This is a genomic window from Nocardiopsis quinghaiensis (assembly GCF_008638365.1).
Lineage (GTDB): Bacteria > Actinomycetota > Actinomycetes > Streptosporangiales > Streptosporangiaceae > Nocardiopsis > Nocardiopsis quinghaiensis.
The window spans coordinates 117405-133952 of the sequence record NZ_ML703337.1 but is presented as its reverse complement, the minus strand read 5'-3'; the positions used below and the strand labels follow the sequence as shown (position 1 = coordinate 133952).

The window sequence follows — 16548 nt, the reverse complement described above, 5'->3', positions numbered from 1 at the left end:
AACCCCCATGCAGCGAGCCTCGTATGCTTCCGGACGCTTCATCGACATCCACCTCCTTCAGAGCGTCCCCTACGCGAACCTGAACCGCGATGACACCAACTCCGTCAAACAGGTCGATTTCGGAGGCAGGACACGTACCCGGGTCAGCAGCCAGAGCTGGAAGCGGGCCACCCGAGCCGACTTCCAGCGGCTCACCGGCCAGGCGGCGGTGCGCACGCGCCGTATCGGTGAAGCGGTGGAACGAGTCCTGATCGAAGACCGCCAGTGGCCCGAGGACCTGGCCCGCCGCGCGGGCCAGCACATCGCGACCGGATCCAGCATCAAGGCCGATCCGCCCAGCGACGAAGTCCCCGCCTGGTCCACCAACGCCATGGTCTACGTGCCCGCCCCGGCGATCACCGACCTCGCCGACCTCGCCGAGACACACCGCGCCACCCTCGAAGCCGCCCCCAACATGAAGAAGGGGGGCAAGAGCGTCCTGCCCAAGGACGACATCGACGCGGTGCTGCGCTCCACCAACGGCGTCATCCACCTCTTCGGACGCATGCTCGCCGAAGTCGACAGCGCTGGCGTGGACGGCGCCGTGCAGGCGGCACACGCCTTCACCACCCACGCCACGGACACCGAACTCGACTACTTTGCCGCCGTGGACGACATCACCGACGCCTGGGGCGACACCACCGGCAGCGCGCACATGGGCAACACCGAGTTCAGCGCGGGCGTGTTCTACCGGTACGCGACCGTGGACCTGGACGACCTGCTGCGCAACCTACAGGGGGACCGTGCTTCGGCTCGGGAGCTGGCCGCCGCCTTCCTGGAGGCGTTCATGCTGTCGATCCCCCAGGCGAAGAAGACCGCGACCGCCCCGCACACCATCCCCGACGTGGCTCACATCGCGGTGCGCTCCGACCGCCCGGTTTCCTACGCCGCCGCCTTCGAGGAGCCGGTGATGGCCAGCAGGGATGGAGGCTTCGCCAAGCCCTCCATCACCCAACTCTCGAAGTACGCGGCAGCAGCACACCGCCTGTTGGGCGGGCGCGGGCTACTGCAGACCGCATGGGCCGGCACCCACACTGACGAGGTGGAAGGGCTGGGACAGCACACGGACTCCCTGCTGGATCTGATCAGTTCCGCCGTGGACGCAGCCCTTCCCCCGGAGCAGCAGCGATGAGCGAGCCCGAACCCACCGACGAGCAGGTTCCGGGACTGTTGCTGCACCTGTCCGGCCCACTGCAGTCCTGGGGACAACGCAGCCACTACAACGAACGCGACACCGCGGCCTTCCCCACCCGCTCCGGCGTCCTGGGCATGATCAGCTCCGCCCTCGGCCGCCCCCGCGGTGCCCCCATCGACGACCTCACCCAGCTCTCACTCACCGTGCGAGTCGACCGCTCCGGGCACCTGCTCCGCGACCTGCACACTGTTGGGGGCGGCCTACCGGCCAAGGAGACCGTCACCACGGCCGAGGGCAAGAAGCGCGGCACCAAGCAGGCCACTCTGCTCTCCCATCGCTACTACCTCCAAGACGCCGCATTCACCGTGGCCGTCACCGGTACCAGCGACCACAGCGACCTGATCGGCGCCTGCGCCCAGGCCCTGGACGCACCCACCTGGGCGCCCTACCTGGGGCGACGTTCCTGCCCACCCACCGGACCCTTCTTCCTGGGCCACACCCGCACTCCCTGGTGGCACCTGACCTATCTGCCACTGCACCGTGCGATCCCTGCCTCCGCCCGCACGGTGGAGCACACACACGTGCTCTTCTACGGGGACGCGCCACTGGATACCCGTATGGCCGGAGCCGTCGGCCGCCAGGCCGACACCCACGTGGCCAACGGTGCAGACCCCGTGGGCGAGATCGACGACGACCCCCGCACCTTCCACACCCACCACCGCTCCTACCGCACACGTCCGCTCTACCAGCGAGAACTACAGGTGGCCGCCCGTCTGTGCGGCGGTTTGGGCCTGCCGTACCTGGAAGCCGTCGAGTCCTATCTGCGCGAGTACAGCACCACAGAGGACGGAAGGATCAGCCGATGACGCACTGGATCACGCGGATCCAGCCTGACCTGCGCTCACGCGAGGCACGCCGCGACCTGGGCAGCGCCGTGGGCATGCATCACCGGCTGATGTCCCTCTTCCCCGACGGGGCCGGCCAGGAGGCCCGACGGACCTTCGGCGTCCTCTTCCGGGCCGAGGACACACCCGGCGGACCACAGGTCCTGCTGCAGAGCAACACCGAACCCGACCTGAGCCGACTGCCCACGCACTACGGCACCGGCCAGACCAAGGACCTCAGCCCACTCCTGGACGCCCTCGAACCTGGCCGTCACGTGCGCTACCGCATCGCCGCCAACGCCGTGCGCCGCCCTGGACACACCACCAGGGCGAAGAACGATGTCAACTCCGTCGTCCCCCTGATGGGCGCGGCGGCCGACGAATGGTGGGCACGGCAAGCCGAGGCCTCAGGGCTCACCGTCCACTCGCTCGACTCCCAAGCGCTGGACGCCGCACGTGGCGAACGCAAGGAAGGACGTCACAAGATCCGCCACGCCCGCACCCTCTTCGAAGGCACCGCCCAGATCAACGACGCCGACCTGCTCCGAGAACGGACCATCGCCGGCATCGGCCGCGGCAAGGCCTACGGATGCGGGCTACTCAGCCTCGCCCCCGCACGAGGCCCCCGATGAGCAAGAGCGCTCGGCAACGCCTGGCCGCGCCGACCGTGGCGATGCTTCCCAGGATCGCGGACTCCCTATCCTTCCTCTACTTGGACATCGTGCGTGTCTATCAGGACGACACGGGAGTATGCGCCCAGGTTGAAACCGAGCAACGGGGCAAGGAACTGGTGTACCTGCCCACGGCGGCGCTCAGTTGTGTCCTTCTGGGTCCGGGGACCTCCATCACAGCCCGAGCCATGACCACTTTCTCCCGCCACGGCACCACGGTCCTCATCAGTGGTTCTGGAGGAGTGCGTTGCTACTCGGCCATGGTGCCCAGTTCGCTGAGTACCACCTGGCTGGAACACCAAGCCCGTGCCTGGGCTGATGACGAACAGCGCCTGGCGATCGCCAGGCGCATGTACGAGCAACGCTTCGGAGCAGGAACCGTGCAAGGTGAGACCTCCATCGCCCAACTGCGGGGGATGGAGGGCCAACGGGTCAAGGCGATGTACCGGCTTCTGGCACAGCAGTATAAGCTCAGCCGTTTCCGCCGCTCCTACAATCCTGAGGACTGGGACGACCAGGATCCGGTCAACCGCGCGCTCTCCTCGGCCAACACCTGTCTGTACGGCATCGTGCACGCGGCTGTCTTCGCTCTGGGGTGTTCCCCGGCTCTGGGGTTCGTTCATAGCGGTAACCAGCAGGCCTTCGTTTACGATATTGCTGACCTGTACAAAGCCGAGCTGACGATTCCCCTGGCCTTCTCCCTGCATGCGTCGACCAATCCCGAGCAACAGGCGCGAGTGGGGTTCCGAGAAGGCCTACGTCTGTTCGGACTCCTACCGCGTATCGTGGCCGACATCCAACGGCTCCTTGTTCCTGGCTCCGACGTGTCACCACCCGACCTCGAAGAACAGATCGTGGACCTGTGGGATCCCATCTCTGGTGCGGTTCCCGGAGCGATCAACCACAGCCCCGACGAATGGTGACCACGTGTTTCGTCCATACCGAGGGAGAAGAAGGTGATCCGGTTTGGCGAACATGATCGCCATCAGCGCCACTGCTGTGCCTGACCACCTTCGGGGTGCATTGTCACGATGGTTGTTGGAGGTCACGCCTGAGCTTTATGTGGGTACTGTTTCCGCCCGCGTACGAGACGAGCTGTGGGATGCAACCAGCGCATGTGTGGCTGATGGGGTGGCTGTGCTTCTCTACCCTGCTGACAACGAGCAAGGCTTTGAGGTGCGGACTGCAGGTCAGCGTCGACGTCGTCCAGCCGACTTCGATGGTCTGACGCTAATTGCTTTCGGAGCAATGGCAAGTACATCTGGCCTGGAAGGTAACGAAATAACAACGCCTTCGTAGATGTGCAGGTCAGGAAGTGTGTTCCCCGCGCGAGCGGGGGTGAGCCGGACCGGGAGGAGCGCTCCATCCCGGCGCTCATGTGTTCCCCGCGCGAGCGGGGGTGAGCCGTGATTCGACGAAGCGAAGCCCCCACTCCGGTGGTGTTCCCCGCGCGAGCGGGGGTGAGCCGAAGACGCGGGTCACGGCATGACGAAGGGCCCCGTGTTCCCCGCGCGAGCGGGGGTGAGCCGGTGGTCACGGCGCCGATGCACCCGTCGGGCAGGTGTTCCCCGCGCGAGCGGGGGTGAGCCGTTCCATTACCATGCGGTGCTCCGGGATGCGTTGTGTTCCCCGCGCGAGCGGGGGTGAGCCACCACCCGAGGCAGGGCAGGACTGGCGGGTCCCGTGTTCCCCGCGCGAGCGGGGGTGAGCCGGTGTCTGCGAACTTGCTGCCGCGATGGTTGTAGTGTTCCCCGCGCGAGCGGGGGTGAGCCGCCGGTGTACTTCTCGGCGGCTTCCTGGGTGGGGTGTTCCCCGCGCGAGCGGGGGTGAGCCGATCAACCAGACCCAGCAGAACCTGTCTGCCACGTGTTCCCCGCGCGAGCGGGGGTGAGCCGCATGCGGTGGCGTCAGATCATCACCTTCGGTGGTGTTCCCCGCGCGAGCGGGGGTGAGCCGTTCGGCGCAGCCCGGTGACTGACTCCGGTGGCGTGTTCCCCGCGCGAGCGGGGGTGAGCCGCTGGGCAACAACTCGGCGGCCACTGAGGCCGAGTGTTCCCCGCGCGAGCGGGGGTGAGCCGTCGCCTCCCTCACCCATTGGGATGAGACCCAGGTGTTCCCCGCGCGAGCGGGGGTGAGCCGACCGCCGAGGCGGTCCGTCAGGCACGCGATTCGTGTTCCCCGCGCGAGCGGGGGTGAGCCGCCAGGTGGCGGACCCGTCCCAGAAACCACACCGTGTTCCCCGCGCGAGCGGGGGTGAGCCGGTGTTCACTCCGGTCAGTGGGCTACAGGGCGCGTGTTCCCCGCGCGAGCGGGGGTGAGCCGGTGTTCTACGGTCTCGCCACTGACCCCAGATCGTGTTCCCCGCGCGAGCGGGGGTGAGCCGGCCACCAGCGCCGGACGTGCGGGCGCCGAGAAGTGTTCCCCGCGCGAGCGGGGGTGAGCCGTCCTTCGCGCCGGTCCAGCAGGCCGTCCAGCAGTGTTCCCCGCGCGAGCGGGGGTGAGCCGTGCTTGCGCAGCTCCGGGTCCCGCTCCAGCGCGTGTTCCCCGCGCGAGCGGGGGTGAGCCGTCCTCCGAGAGCATCCGCGAGGGGGCGATGGAGTGTTCCCCGCGCGAGCGGGGGTGAGCCGGAACACAACCGTGGATGACATCGAGGTGACCGGTGTTCCCCGCGCGAGCGGGGGTGAGCCGTTCTCCGACATTCTGTATTCGCTCCCTTTGGGGTGTTCCCCGCGCGAGCGGGGGTGAGCCGGCCGTCGCCCGGATCGCCGCCGAGCAGGGCCAGTGTTCCCCGCGCGAGCGGGGGTGAGCCGCTAACCCGATGAGCGCCGCGAAGAAGTTCAACGTGTTCCCCGCGCGAGCGGGGGTGAGCCGTTCGTCCGACACCTCGTCGGGGTGACGCATGGGTGTTCCCCGCGCGAGCGGGGGTGAGCCGTCCTGCTACGCGGACTGGCCCGTGGTCGGATGGTGTTCCCCGCGCGAGCGGGGGTGAGCCGCCGGTGACGGCGCCGGGCTTCTGCGGGTCGGCGTGTGTTCCCCGCGCGAGCGGGGGTGAGCCGCCCGCCGCGTGCGAATCCCGGTCGGGTGTGGCGTGTTCCCCGCGCGAGCGGGGGTGAGCCGTTGCCCGCCGTGGTCCAGTCGCCCCGTCCGGCGTGTTCCCCGCGCGAGCGGGGGTGAGCCGGCCCAGGATCTGGACCTGATCGTGCAGGGCTAGTGTTCCCCGCGCGAGCGGGGGTGAGCCGGAGCTGTGTCTCCTCCTGCACGAGCTGGGTGTGTGTTCCCCGCGCGAGCGGGGGTGAGCCGTTCTCCACGAAATTCCGGTGCGCCGCGCATGTGTGTTCCCCGCGCGAGCGGGGGTGAGCCGTCGCATGGCGGACCCGAACGATCACATGGTCCGTGTTCCCCGCGCGAGCGGGGGTGAGCCGCCTCGGACGGCACCGAAATCCCCGTGTGGACGGTGTTCCCCGCGCGAGCGGGGGTGAGCCGCCCGGCGGAACCTTCACCCTGCCCGGGGCGATGTGTTCCCCGCGCGAGCGGGGGTGAGCCGCCCAGGCCCGTAGTGGTCCACGACGTGGGTGGGTGTTCCCCGCGCGAGCGGGGGTGAGCCGACTCAGTCGGCGGCAACGCCATGACCGCTGCGATGTTCCCCGCGCGAGCGGGGGTGAGCCGTCTGAGCCCCGAGGTTGCTCGTGGGCATAGGAGTGTTCCCCGCGCGAGCGGGGGTGAGCTGCGGCGCACCCGGGCGTCGTAGCCGCCGCGCCGGTGTTCCCCGCGCGAGCGGGGGTGAGCCGGTGTGCCAGGGCTGGCCCTGGTGGCGGCGGGCGTGTTCCCCGCGCGAGCGGGGGTGAGCCGGCGTTGGGCCAGCCAGTCCCACTCGGCCTCACGTGTTCCCCGCGCGAGCGGGGGTGAGCCGGCCCACCGGCCCGGGGGTTCAGCCGAGGTCGCGTGTTCCCCGCGCGAGCGGGGGTGAGCCGTTCTCCAGCATCCGCTTGGTGACGGCGGCCTCGTGTTCCCCGCGCGAGCGGGGGTGAGCCGTGTCAGCCGAACATCTTGCTCCAGGTCTTCGCGTGTTCCCCGCGCGAGCGGGGGTGAGCCGTACGCGGACTACCCCGAGTTCGGCACCGACCCGTGTTCCCCGCGCGAGCGGGGGTGAGCCGCCGCTAGGCCACCCACCTAGACCGGTAGGTAAGTGTTCCCCGCGCGAGCGGGGGTGAGCCGCATCCCCAAGTTCGAGCACGTCCCCGGAATGCGTGTTCCCCGCGCGAGCGGGGGTGAGCCGGCCCGCGTCCGAGGGCTGGAGGAAGAGAACCGGTGTTCCCCGCGCGAGCGGGGGTGAGCCGTCATCACCGCCGGACTGCGAGCCCAGCAGCATGTGTTCCCCGCGCGAGCGGGGGTGAGCCGTCCTCCAGGCCGAACCCCTGGGTGATGACCGTGTGTTCCCCGCGCGAGCGGGGGTGAGCCGCTAGAGCAAGGAGACGTATACCCGTCGGGTTCGTGTTCCCCGCGCGAGCGGGGGTGAGTCGACGAGATCTAGGTCGAGGGACGCGAGCCGGTCGTGTTCCCCGCGCGAGCGGGGGTGAGTCGGTTGCGCACAGCCTGTCCGGCCATGTCTTGGCCGCGAGGTTACCCTCAGCAGAGGCGCCGCGAGGGAACATGGGCGAACAGGCTTAGCTCGTACGGGGGTGTTCAGGGTGGCTGCAGAACCAGGACTTGGCCCGTACGAGATTCTTCTCAGAGATCTCGGGGACGACACGATCAACTTCCCTTACCCGATGGCTGACAAGGTGCTGTCCAAGACCATGATCTCGTTCCGAGATGACGCGCACGCCTTCCTCAAGAACAGGGCGGACGAGCTGCTAGAGCAGGAGGATGAGGGAATCATCGCCGAGCAGAGGGAAGGCCATGGGGGCAAGGTGATCATCTTAAAGCCCGAGTGGCACCACAAGCTGGAGCATGCGGTGGGTGTGTGCCACTGCGATGCTTTGGATTGAGACGTAGCGTGCCTCACGTGTGTTCCCTGCGTGAGCAGGGGTGAGGCGCGCATTCAGGACGAGACCTCGCCGGTTGACTTGCAGGCTGCGGCATCAAGAATTGGCACGGAGACGGAGTGATCGATCAGCGCTGTGGTTATGGTGCGCACTGCTTTCGGGGAGGCTGGCAGTGATCACTTGGTCCCAGTCGGTGGGGTGGTGCCGCAGCAGCGAGCGACGTTCGCTTTCGGTCATGCCACCCCATACCCCGTGCTCGATCCGGTTCTCCAATGCTTCGACCAGACACCGGATCCGGACGGGGCAGCCAACACACAGGTACTTGGCGTGGTTCTGTTCCGCGCCTTGCACGAATAGGGCATCGAGATCGTAGTCGCGGCAGTGGGCTCGCGGATGATCAGCAGTGGTCATGGTGGTGTGTCCTGCGGTGGTTGTGAGGTGATCCCGCCTCGGTCCCTCAGCAAGGCGAGATCACCCCTGAGGCGTCGTCCCGGGGTCAGGGGAGGACGGACGACGCCTCGTCGGAGATGGTCTGGTCGGTGTTCAGCAGAGCGGTGAGGCCAGAGGCCACGGCGGACCAGGACCTGTGCGGAAGGAAGACCTGCACGTCCACGCCCCTCCACGGCGGGATGCGGCGCAGTCGAGAGGTGAGCTGGAGCAGTTGGTAGCTCTCCAACCCCAGATCAGTCCAGGAGCTGGCCAGATCCAATCCTTCGGGCAGGGGCGTCAGCCGAGCGATCTCATCGGTCAGGTGTGCCTCCACCTGGTCGGGCGCCGGGACGGCGACCTGCTCTGCTCCTTCAGGCCGGCTGCTGCTGGTGTGGTCCCACCCGGGCAAGATGGCCAGGCTGGGATGGGCCTGCTCCACCGGACCGGTGGGAGTGATGCCGTGGGTGTACAGTTCACCCACTGCTCGCGCGAGCCCGGTCGAGTCGCAGGTGATGGCCACGGTTGGCTCGTTGAGGGTGTGGACGATGTGTTCGATGAGCAAAGCGCGAGGGCCGATCTCCACGAACACCACTGAGTGCCCCGACCCGTCCCTGACCGTCTGCGCGGCGGTGTGCAGGGCATCGGTGAACCTGACCGGCCGTCGGGCTTGGTCGGCCCAGTAGGCAGGGCTCCACAGCCCCGGGGCATCCGGATCGTGGTCGGGGTGAGCGGTGGAGACGATCACTGTCCGCGGAGGGTGGGGGACCAGCCCGGCCAGGGCTTCGCGCAGGGTTGGAACGATCGGGTCCACGGCGGCTGAGTGCGCGGGGATGGCGTCGGCTACCGGCTTGCACCAGATGCCGTGTGCCGTGAGGCGCTCCTGGAAGTGGCCCAGGTCGGTGGTGGGCCCGGCGATGACCTGGACCGTGGGGGCGCTGTAGGAGGCGATCGACAGCCGTCCGTCGTAGTCCGCAACGAGGTCGGTTACCTGCTCTGCGCTGGCGCGGACTGCGAGCAGGCCACCGGCACCGGAGAGTCCGGACAGCAGGGAACTGCGGTGGGCGAGAACCCGCGCTGCTGCGTCCAGGCGAAGGACCCCGGCGGTGTGGGCAGCGGCGATTTCTCCGACTGAGTGACCCAACACCACATCCGGGAGGATCCCGCGCTCAGCCATGAGGGCGGTAAGCCCCACTTGCACCAGGTAGGTGCAGTGCTGGGCGTCCGCGAAGCCCGTAACGGGTTCCCCCGGCTTCCACACCTCATATCCGGCCTGCCGTTCCAGTGCCGCGCGCGCCTCACCCATGGCGTGGGCGAACACAGGCAGACGCATCAGGTCCTGCCCGGCGGTGGGGTGATGGCCGCCGTGCCCGGTGTAGACGAACACCACCCGCGGCTTGCTCCTGGGCGCAACACGCGGTGTGACGACGTCCGGGTTCGGCGCGTCGTTCTGGATGCTGCGCAGTCCCTGGACCATACCGCCCAGGTGGGAGGAGACCACGGCCGCCCGGTGCCGGTGGTGGCTGCCTCGGGCCAGCGCGGTGTCCGCCACCGTGCCCACGTTGCGACCCCGCGGAGCCTGCTCGGCCAGACAACCTGCTGCTGCGGCCAGAGCGGAAGCCGTGGGGGCCGAGACCACCACTGTCTCGGGCAAAGGCATCGGATCCTGAGCGGGCGGCGCTTTCACGGCAGGGGCGTTGGTGATGACGGCGTGGGCGTTGGCCCCACCGAACCCGAACGAGGACACCCCAGCCACCCTCGGCTCCCGGTCGTTCGCGTGCGGCCAGTCCTCCACACCTGTGGGTACTCGGACCAGGCCTTCGAGCTGGGAGCGCAGAGCGCGGTGGTGCAGGGTGGGCGGGATCTGCCCGTGGTGGACCGCCAGCGCCGCAGCCATGGCTCCGAGCGCACCGGCGGCACCTTCGAGATGGCCGAGGTTGGCCTTGACCGACCCCACCGGCACCGGGACCTGCCTCTCCAGGGCTTGGGCGAGGGCGGTGGCCTCCACCCGGTCTCCGGCTTTGGTGCCGGTGCCGTGAGCCTGCACCCACCCCACCTGGTCGGGTCGCAGGGCGGCGTCGGCCAGGGCCTGGCGGATCACCGACACCTGGCGCTCGATGCGGGGTGCGAGCAGATGGGCGGAGGAGCCGCCGTGGCCAATGGCGGTTCCGGCCACGTGTGCCCACACCCGGTTCCCGCGCTCCTGGGCATCGGCTGCACGGCTCAGGACGAGCACCACCGTTCCCTCGGCGCGCACGTACCCGTCCGCCTGGGCGTCGAAGGGTTTGCACCGCCCGTCCGGTGCCAGCACGCCGGCCTCGACGAAGCTGGCCGTGATCACCGGGGAGGTCAGCACGTTCGTCCCGGCGACCAGAGCAGTGTCGATCTCACCGGAGCGCAGGTCGCGCACGGCGTGGTGCAGCGCGGTCAATGAGGAGGAACAGGCGGTGTCGATCGTCAGGGACGGCCCCGCCAGGTCCAAGGCGTAGCTGATCCGGTTGGCGAGAATCGCCATTCCCGCGCCGGAGGAGGTGTAGACCCCGGCCCGGTACTGGGCGCCGAAGTTCACCGTCGCCTGGTCGGTGCTGGCTGCTCCGACGTAGACCCCGGTGCGTGATCCGGCCAGGGAGGAAGGAAGAATCGAGGCATCGGCCAGGGCCTCGTGCACGGTTTCCAGCAACAGCTTCTGCTGTGGGTCCATCTCGGTGGCCTCGTCCGCGGAGATGCCGAAGAAGGCGTGGTCGAAGGCGTCGATATCCACGACCCCCGCGGGGAACGGCTGGTCGGGCGCCTGGTCCGGGTGCAGGCGCCCGACCATGACCTTCCAGCGGCGGGCAGGGATACGGGTCACGCAGTCCCGACCCTGGAGCAGGGCCTCCCACAGGCCGTGGGGTGTGGTGATGTGGCCGGGCAGTCGACAGCCCATGCCGATGATCGCGGCCGGCTCGCGGCCGAAGGGTGTGGTGGTCATCGGCTCGGCCCTCTCGCCACCCACACCGCGGCCGAACCCATGACGGTCAGCTGCACGTCCGTGAAGTGCAGGTCCAGCATCGCCCGCAGGTCGGTGAGCCGGTCCTCGGTGTTGTGGAAGATGTTGCGATCGGGGCGGTTGTAGGCGGTCTGCAGGCGACGGGCGAGCCAGTTGTTGCGGGTATGCGGATCGTCCGCGCCGAGCAGGGTGGAGCCGATGAACACCCCTGTCTCGGACAGGACCCGCGCGGCCTCGGAGAACGCCGTGCGCTTGTGGCGGATCGACGCGCCGGGAACGCAGTGCAGGACGTGGAACATCGCCACCGACCCCACCGAGGCGTCCGCCAACGGCCAGGGCGTGGCGAGGACGTCGTGCTCGTGGGTGATGACCTGGGCGCGCTCACGCAGCAGCCGTGCACAGACCTCCAGCGGTGCCGGGTTCAGGTCCAGCAGGTGAACCTGCCGCAGGCTCGGCGAGACCGGCTCACCGCCCGGGCCGGTGAGGTCGGGAGCGTTGACCAGGAAGTGCCCGTCTGCGGGCCCCACTTCCAGGTGAGTGGGAGCCACGTAGCGGGCGTAGAGCGCGTGGATCTCGGTGTTGCTGACCTTCCACGCGAACCGGTGGGACAAGCCCACCACCAAGCGGCGATACCGCTTGAGGTTGCGGGGACTGTAGAGCCTGGGGTTCGGTGCCGAGACGGGACCGAGGGAGTTTTCGGGCATGGCGAAGCAGGGTCCTTCGTGCTGGGGAGAGGACGGTCAGGGCGTGAGGAGGCGGGCCATGAGGGCGGGGTCATCCAGTCCCGCGGCCCAGGCGTTGGCGCCCTCGGTCGTGGCCACGGTCTCGGCGAAGGTCTTCAACAGGGCGTCGGGCAGGGCACCGTTCCAGTAGCCGGTGACGAACTCACCGAAGCCGCTGGTGTACTGGCCGTGCCGAGCCCAGTACGCCTCCCACGCTCCGGTCAGGAAGTCCCGGTCCAAGGATCCGTTGACGTGGCGCTGCTGACGGATCTGGTCGCGAAGGGTGGTGGCGACCAGGGTGGAGGCCCCCGCACCTTGGCCGGAGGCGTGCTCGACCGTCACCGTGGCGTCCCCGATGCCCAACACGGGCGCACCGCCCAGGACGGTCACGGGGTGGCGCACCTGAGGACGGATATCGCGCACCAGCTCCGAGTGGGGGACCACACTGGCCTTGGCGCACTGCTCGGCCAGGTCGGGGGCGAGCACGGCCAGCCGGGACAGGACGTGGTCCCAGGCGGTTTGAGCGTGGCGGCCGTGCCGGGAGGGCAGCCCCGCCGTGGTCGCCTCGCCAGAGCTCCCACCCAGGACTGGTGTGGGATCCAGTGCGGTGCCTGGACGCGCCAACACCTGCACACAGGTCGCCCAGAACGGTGCGACATCGATGTGGGCGTCACCGGCGCCCGAGAGTTCGCGGACCTGGGCCGGGCTGAGCGCGTCGTGGGCCAGTACCGGATAGACCAGAACCTCTCCGTGGGGATGGGAGATCACCTGGATGTCGGTGTCCTCAGGAGCGCGCGGGAAGCCGTCCAGGTGCACCTGTACCGCGACTCGGTCGGTGGCTCCGCTGACACGGCGCTGGTCGGGGGCGAAGAGCTGGCCCAGGTCGCTGTCCACGCCGGGTGCGACGACGACCAGGTCGTACATCCTCGCGGAGGCGAACGAGATCACGTCCGCGGTGGTGCAGGTCTTGACGTGCACACCGCCGCCCAGGGACTCAAAGCGCTGCAACCAGTAGGCGGTCTTCAGACGGTGGTCGATGGCGGTCGCGGGAGCGGACAGTGCGGCGGTGAACCCCCAGGCCTGCTGCTCGGAGGTCATCGCCATGCGCACGGTCTGCGCTTTGGGAGAGGTGGTGGCCCACAGGTCCAGGCCCAGGGAGCGTTCGGCCGCACGCACCGAGGGCAGGGTGATCTGGGTGAGTCCGGCCGGGCCGCCCAACAGTTCGGGTGTGGAGTGGCGGGTGAACACATCCACCCGCCACCCGTCCGCCAGCAGTCCGGTGGCCAGGGTCATGCCCGAGTGCCCGGAGCCGAACATCACCGCGCGCGGCCGCGTCATCGGTGGCCTCCGTTCTCCAGGTAGGTACACAGGTCCATGAGCCCTCCGGTGCTGGCAGCGGGCGAGTCCAGGTCGGCGATGACTACTGGAACGTCGTCGCTCAAGCCCACGGCCATGCGGATCTGCCCAGGGGTTGGTTCAGCGCTGTCGTGCGCGGGCACCAGAACCGCCAACGGAACGCCGAACGCATTCAGGGCCGCGACCCTGCGTGCGGCCCGATCGGGTTCGAGGGGATCGGTGACCACCAGGGCGCCGAAGGCGTCGCGGCACAGGTCGGTCCAGGAGGGATCCTCGGCGTCCAGTGCCGCACCGAGCGCCAGCAGATGCAGGTCCTCAGCGACGCGGGCCACCGTCACGTCCACACGGGCCGAGCCGTCCAGACAGAGAGGATCGGCACCGGTCAGATGCATTAAGCACTGGCGTACGTCCTCGGCGTTATCTCCCACGATGAGGAGCTTGGCCAGTTGTGGAACGGGAGTTTCGGTGGGGCCATCGCAGGCCCATGAGCGCAGCCGGGCTGCCAGGGCCGGGAAACGCACGATGCGGACCAGGTCCAGCTGAGCCAGGTCACACACCAGGACACCGGTCAGCGCGGGGGAGAACTCCAGCCGGGCTGCCAGTTCCGCGATCGTCACCGGGTGGCCCACACCGCGGCAGAGCCGCCACGCCGCGGCGGCCAGCTCGGGCAGGTCGGGCTGGTAGGAGACCGGGATTGACGCGGTGGCCTGCACCAGCGTGTCCATGAGGACCCGGGTACCGGGACGCACGGTCAAAGGTGCGGGGGCGATCACGGTCATGTCCGCTCCTTCGCCGCGGTGGCGCGCCGTGCAGTCCGGCGCGGCGGCGGGAGGAGGTGCTGGACCGATCCGGTGAACACGGCGAGGGCACGGGCCACCTCCTGGAGAGGGGTGGATTCGTCCACTACGAGCGCCACGGCAGCCTCACCAGCGAGTGGAGCGATCACGACCGCTCCGTGCCGGTAGCGCACCACCACGGTCTCCACATCACCACGTTCGTGCCGGCGTCCGGCCTCTCGGGAGAACAGGTGCAGGCCGTTGAGCATGGCGGTGGCACGCTCGGCCTGGACCTGGTCCATCCCGGCCCGTGCCAGGTGCAGTCCGTCCCGGCCGAACACCACACCGCCCTTCGCACCGTTGTCCTCCACCAGACGGACAAGCGCCTGGACCAGAGCCTGGACACGGAACGCAGGATCAGAGGGATCCTCCCTAGCGACTCGGGAGCGGGGAGGCTGAAGCTCTGGTTCTGTTGCTGTTGTGCTCATGCACGGCAGTGTTGTGGTGCTCGGCCGACAAACCTATGCGCGCGCGGTTAAGCGCGGCGTTCGAATTATGCGCACTGTTCGATTCACGGCTGATGACAAGGAAAAAGCCCTGTGAGCGGGCGCGGTCGGCTCCGGAAAGCACCAAACGGAATCCGGAATCGCCGCTACGCTGAAGCCATCTCGTTACGCCCCCAGGTGACGGAGGAGACCCCGATGTGTGGGAACTGCGGACGCACTCGCCACGACGGGCGTGGAGCGTGTGACTGCATCCCGGCCTGGGTGTGGCGGGCCCCGGAGGTGGTCAGCGCGGTGCGGGAACGCGACGCGCAGGCGGTGATCCGCTTTCTTCGGCGCCGGGTGCGCTCGTTGTCGCAGGAGGCCCTGGTGCGGATGTGCGGGGTCGCGCAGAGCACCATTACCCGGGCCGAGTCGGGGCGGGGGCTCACCGACCGGCGCAAGGCCGTAGAGGCCCTACGAGGACTCGGAGCACCGCTTGACGGAGTGCCTTCTTCGACACCGGGGAGCCTGTCCCCTCAGCCCTCATTCCCATCGGCCGATTTCATGCTGAACCTCGACGAACTCGCGAGCGCCTTGACGCCACACGCGGTGCCGCCCTCAGCGTCCACGCCGCCTTTCTCCCTGGCCGAACTGGCTCAGGAGACCCGTCAGGCCAAGGCCGACTACCAGGGATGCCGGTACGCAGCCGTATCTAGAAGGATTCCCCGCCTGCTGAACGCCCTGGAACAGCATGATCCGGGCCATGATGACGCTGTGCGTCAGCGCCTGCACCACATCCAGGCCGATGCCTACCATGTGGCCGCGAGCGTGCTGCTCAAGTGTGATGAGCGCGGTCTGGCCTGGCTGGCTGCCGACCGCAGTTTCCGGGCGGCGGAAGCCACGCACGACCCTGTTCTCATCGGATCCAGCACCCGGGTCTACGTCCGTGCCCTGATGCGAGAGCGCCGCTACCGGACAGCGGTCGATCTGGCTGCCTCGGGCGCTGAGCGGGTGCACCGGCAAACCCATCCCTTCACGTCCGCCTCGCTGTCCGTGTACGGTTCGCTCCTGCTGAGCGGGGCTGCCGCCGCGGCCAAACGGGAGGACCGCGACAGCTCCTTGTCCCTTCTAACCGAGGCACAGGAGGCCGCACGCCGGCTCGGCGGGGACCACAACCACCGCTGGACCGCGTTCGGCCCCACCAACGTGCTCCTGCACCGGGTGAGCACGGCCGTCGATCTGGGAGACGCGGGCCGGGCCGTCGAACAGGCCAGAAGGATCCAGCCCGAACACGTGCGGTTGGCCGAACGCCGGGTCGTGCTGCACGTGGACACCGCACGAGCGCTCACCCAGTGGGGGAAGCTGCGCGAGGCCTACACGGAGCTGACAGCGGCTGAGAACCTGGCGCCCGAAGAGCTCAAGGAGCGGCCCGTGGCCCACCACCTCATCGAGGAGCTGAGTGCACGTTCGTCCGGCCATCTCAAGCGCGGACTCACCCAGTTGGCTGATCGGGTCGGTGTGGCCCGATGAGTACTGCCAGGACCCTGTACGTCGTCGTGTGCGCGGCGGGACCGGCTGAACATGTGGACCGGTTGATCTCTCCGGCTCTGGCTCAGGGGTGGCAGGTCCAGGTGATCGCGACACCCGCTGCGCTGGGCTTCTTCGACACCCAGGCCGTGGAGGACCTCACCGGTCGCCCGGTGCGAAGCCGGCACCGCGCTCCTGGAATTCCGCGGTCTCCGAAGGCGGATGCGATCGTCGTCGCTCCCGCGAGCTTCAACACCGTCAACAAGCTCGCCCAGGGCGTCGCCGACAACTACGCGTTGGACGTGCTCAACGAGGGGATCGGGTTCGGGATCCCGGTGGTGGTGCTGCCCTTCGTCAACGCGGCCTACGCCCAGCGCCGGCCCTTTCAACGAAGCGTTGCCTTGCTGCGGGAGGAAGGCGTGCGTGTGCTGTTGGGAGAGGGGGCGTTCGTACCCCACCCGGCAGGGCAGGGCGGTGATGCCTTCGATCGGTTCCCATGGGAGCAGACCCTTGCCACGGTGGAGGAACACCTTGCTGAGCGAACGGAGTAGCG

The 16548-nt window shown here is 68.8% G+C and carries 14 protein-coding genes and 1 CRISPR repeat array; of the genes, 8 read left to right on the top strand and 6 right to left on the bottom strand.

The features are described 5' to 3' along the window. Positions 1-7 precede the first annotated feature (7 nt). The 6 genes from cas7e (at position 8) to FYX01_RS00595 (ending at position 7717) form a co-directional block, all read left to right on the top strand. Complete coding sequence (cas7e, locus tag FYX01_RS00620; protein ID WP_150236422.1) at positions 8-1171, top strand: type I-E CRISPR-associated protein Cas7/Cse4/CasC; 1164 nt, start codon at positions 8-10, stop codon at positions 1169-1171. Then, positions 1168-2040, top strand: coding sequence for a type I-E CRISPR-associated protein Cas5/CasD (cas5e, locus tag FYX01_RS00615; RefSeq protein WP_150236421.1), 873 nt, complete (start codon positions 1168-1170; stop codon positions 2038-2040). The genes cas7e and cas5e overlap by 4 nt, the downstream gene beginning before the upstream one ends. Next, positions 2037-2690, top strand: coding sequence for a type I-E CRISPR-associated protein Cas6/Cse3/CasE (gene cas6e, locus FYX01_RS00610; RefSeq protein ID WP_150236420.1), 654 nt, complete (start codon positions 2037-2039; stop codon positions 2688-2690). The genes cas5e and cas6e overlap by 4 nt, the downstream gene beginning before the upstream one ends. After that, positions 2687-3652: a type I-E CRISPR-associated endonuclease Cas1e gene (gene cas1e, locus FYX01_RS00605; RefSeq protein ID WP_150236419.1), complete on the top strand. Its 966-nt coding sequence runs from the start codon at positions 2687-2689 to the stop codon at positions 3650-3652. The genes cas6e and cas1e overlap by 4 nt, the downstream gene beginning before the upstream one ends. A 52-nt stretch (positions 3653-3704) precedes the next feature. Continuing rightward, positions 3705-4028 (top strand): type I-E CRISPR-associated endoribonuclease Cas2e, encoded by a 324-nt coding sequence (gene cas2e / locus FYX01_RS00600; RefSeq protein WP_223830249.1) that lies wholly within the window; start codon positions 3705-3707, stop codon positions 4026-4028. An 18-nt stretch (positions 4029-4046) separates the two neighbouring features. Then, positions 4047-7310: direct repeats of the CRISPR family, unit length 29 nt; unit sequence GTGTTCCCCGCGCGAGCGGGGGTGAGCCG. Positions 7311-7417: 107 nt separating this feature from the next. Beyond that, positions 7418-7717 (top strand): hypothetical protein, encoded by a 300-nt coding sequence (locus tag FYX01_RS00595; protein ID WP_150236417.1) that lies wholly within the window; start codon positions 7418-7420, stop codon positions 7715-7717. A gap of 93 nt (positions 7718-7810) precedes the next feature. On the opposite strand, the gene FYX01_RS00590 is transcribed toward FYX01_RS00595, so the two are convergent. The 6 genes from FYX01_RS00590 to FYX01_RS00565 all read right to left on the bottom strand — a co-directional run bounded on the left by FYX01_RS00590 (position 7811) and on the right by FYX01_RS00565 (position 14354). Beyond that, positions 7811-8125 carry a WhiB family transcriptional regulator gene (locus FYX01_RS00590; protein WP_150236416.1) on the bottom strand — a complete coding sequence of 105 codons (315 nt, stop codon included), beginning with the start codon at positions 8123-8125 and terminating at the stop codon, positions 7811-7813. A gap of 85 nt (positions 8126-8210) precedes the next feature. Beyond that, on the bottom strand, positions 8211-11111 hold the full coding sequence (locus FYX01_RS00585; RefSeq protein WP_150236415.1) for a type I polyketide synthase: 2901 nt from the start codon (positions 11109-11111) through the stop codon (positions 8211-8213). After that, positions 11108-11833 carry a class I SAM-dependent methyltransferase gene (locus FYX01_RS00580; protein WP_150236414.1) on the bottom strand — a complete coding sequence of 242 codons (726 nt, stop codon included), beginning with the start codon at positions 11831-11833 and terminating at the stop codon, positions 11108-11110. The genes FYX01_RS00585 and FYX01_RS00580 overlap by 4 nt, the downstream gene beginning before the upstream one ends. 36 nt (positions 11834-11869) lie before the next feature. Next, positions 11870-13189, bottom strand: a complete 1320-nt coding sequence (locus tag FYX01_RS00575; RefSeq protein ID WP_150236413.1) for a Rossmann-fold NAD(P)-binding domain-containing protein — start codon at positions 13187-13189, stop codon at positions 11870-11872. Beyond that, positions 13186-13986: a DUF742 domain-containing protein gene (locus FYX01_RS00570; protein ID WP_150236412.1), complete on the bottom strand. Its 801-nt coding sequence runs from the start codon at positions 13984-13986 to the stop codon at positions 13186-13188. Before FYX01_RS00570 ends, FYX01_RS00575 begins: the two co-directional genes overlap by 4 nt. Then, positions 13983-14354: a roadblock/LC7 domain-containing protein gene (locus FYX01_RS00565; protein ID WP_190394127.1), complete on the bottom strand. Its 372-nt coding sequence runs from the start codon at positions 14352-14354 to the stop codon at positions 13983-13985. The genes FYX01_RS00570 and FYX01_RS00565 overlap by 4 nt, the downstream gene beginning before the upstream one ends. Before the next feature lie 426 nt (positions 14355-14780). Here FYX01_RS00565 and FYX01_RS00560 point away from each other — a divergent pair, with 426 nt between their 5' ends. Together FYX01_RS00560 and FYX01_RS00555 are read left to right on the top strand one after the other, a co-directional pair. Beyond that, entirely contained in the window at positions 14781-15998 is a 1218-nt protein-coding gene (locus FYX01_RS00560) for a helix-turn-helix domain-containing protein (RefSeq protein WP_150236410.1), read from the top strand. Continuing rightward, positions 15995-16546, top strand: a complete 552-nt coding sequence (locus FYX01_RS00555) for a flavoprotein (protein WP_150236409.1) — start codon at positions 15995-15997, stop codon at positions 16544-16546. The genes FYX01_RS00560 and FYX01_RS00555 overlap by 4 nt, the downstream gene beginning before the upstream one ends. Positions 16547-16548 lie beyond the last annotated feature (2 nt).

Coding starts and splice junctions, on each gene's coding strand:
- cas2e (WP_223830249.1), top strand. CDS start 3,705: ATGATCGCCATCAGCGCCACTGCTGTGCCTGACCACCTTCGGGGTGCA.
- cas6e (WP_150236420.1), top strand. CDS start 2,037: ATGACGCACTGGATCACGCGGATCCAGCCTGACCTGCGCTCACGCGAG.
- FYX01_RS00570 (WP_150236412.1), bottom strand. CDS start 13,986: ATGACCGTGATCGCCCCCGCACCTTTGACCGTGCGTCCCGGTACCCGG.
- FYX01_RS00575 (WP_150236413.1), bottom strand. CDS start 13,189: ATGACGCGGCCGCGCGCGGTGATGTTCGGCTCCGGGCACTCGGGCATG.
- cas5e (WP_150236421.1), top strand. CDS start 1,168: ATGAGCGAGCCCGAACCCACCGACGAGCAGGTTCCGGGACTGTTGCTG.
- FYX01_RS00585 (WP_150236415.1), bottom strand. CDS start 11,111: ATGACCACCACACCCTTCGGCCGCGAGCCGGCCGCGATCATCGGCATG.
- FYX01_RS00580 (WP_150236414.1), bottom strand. CDS start 11,833: ATGCCCGAAAACTCCCTCGGTCCCGTCTCGGCACCGAACCCCAGGCTC.
- FYX01_RS00555 (WP_150236409.1), top strand. CDS start 15,995: ATGAGTACTGCCAGGACCCTGTACGTCGTCGTGTGCGCGGCGGGACCG.
- cas1e (WP_150236419.1), top strand. CDS start 2,687: ATGAGCAAGAGCGCTCGGCAACGCCTGGCCGCGCCGACCGTGGCGATG.
- FYX01_RS00590 (WP_150236416.1), bottom strand. CDS start 8,125: ATGACCACTGCTGATCATCCGCGAGCCCACTGCCGCGACTACGATCTC.
- cas7e (WP_150236422.1), top strand. CDS start 8: ATGCAGCGAGCCTCGTATGCTTCCGGACGCTTCATCGACATCCACCTC.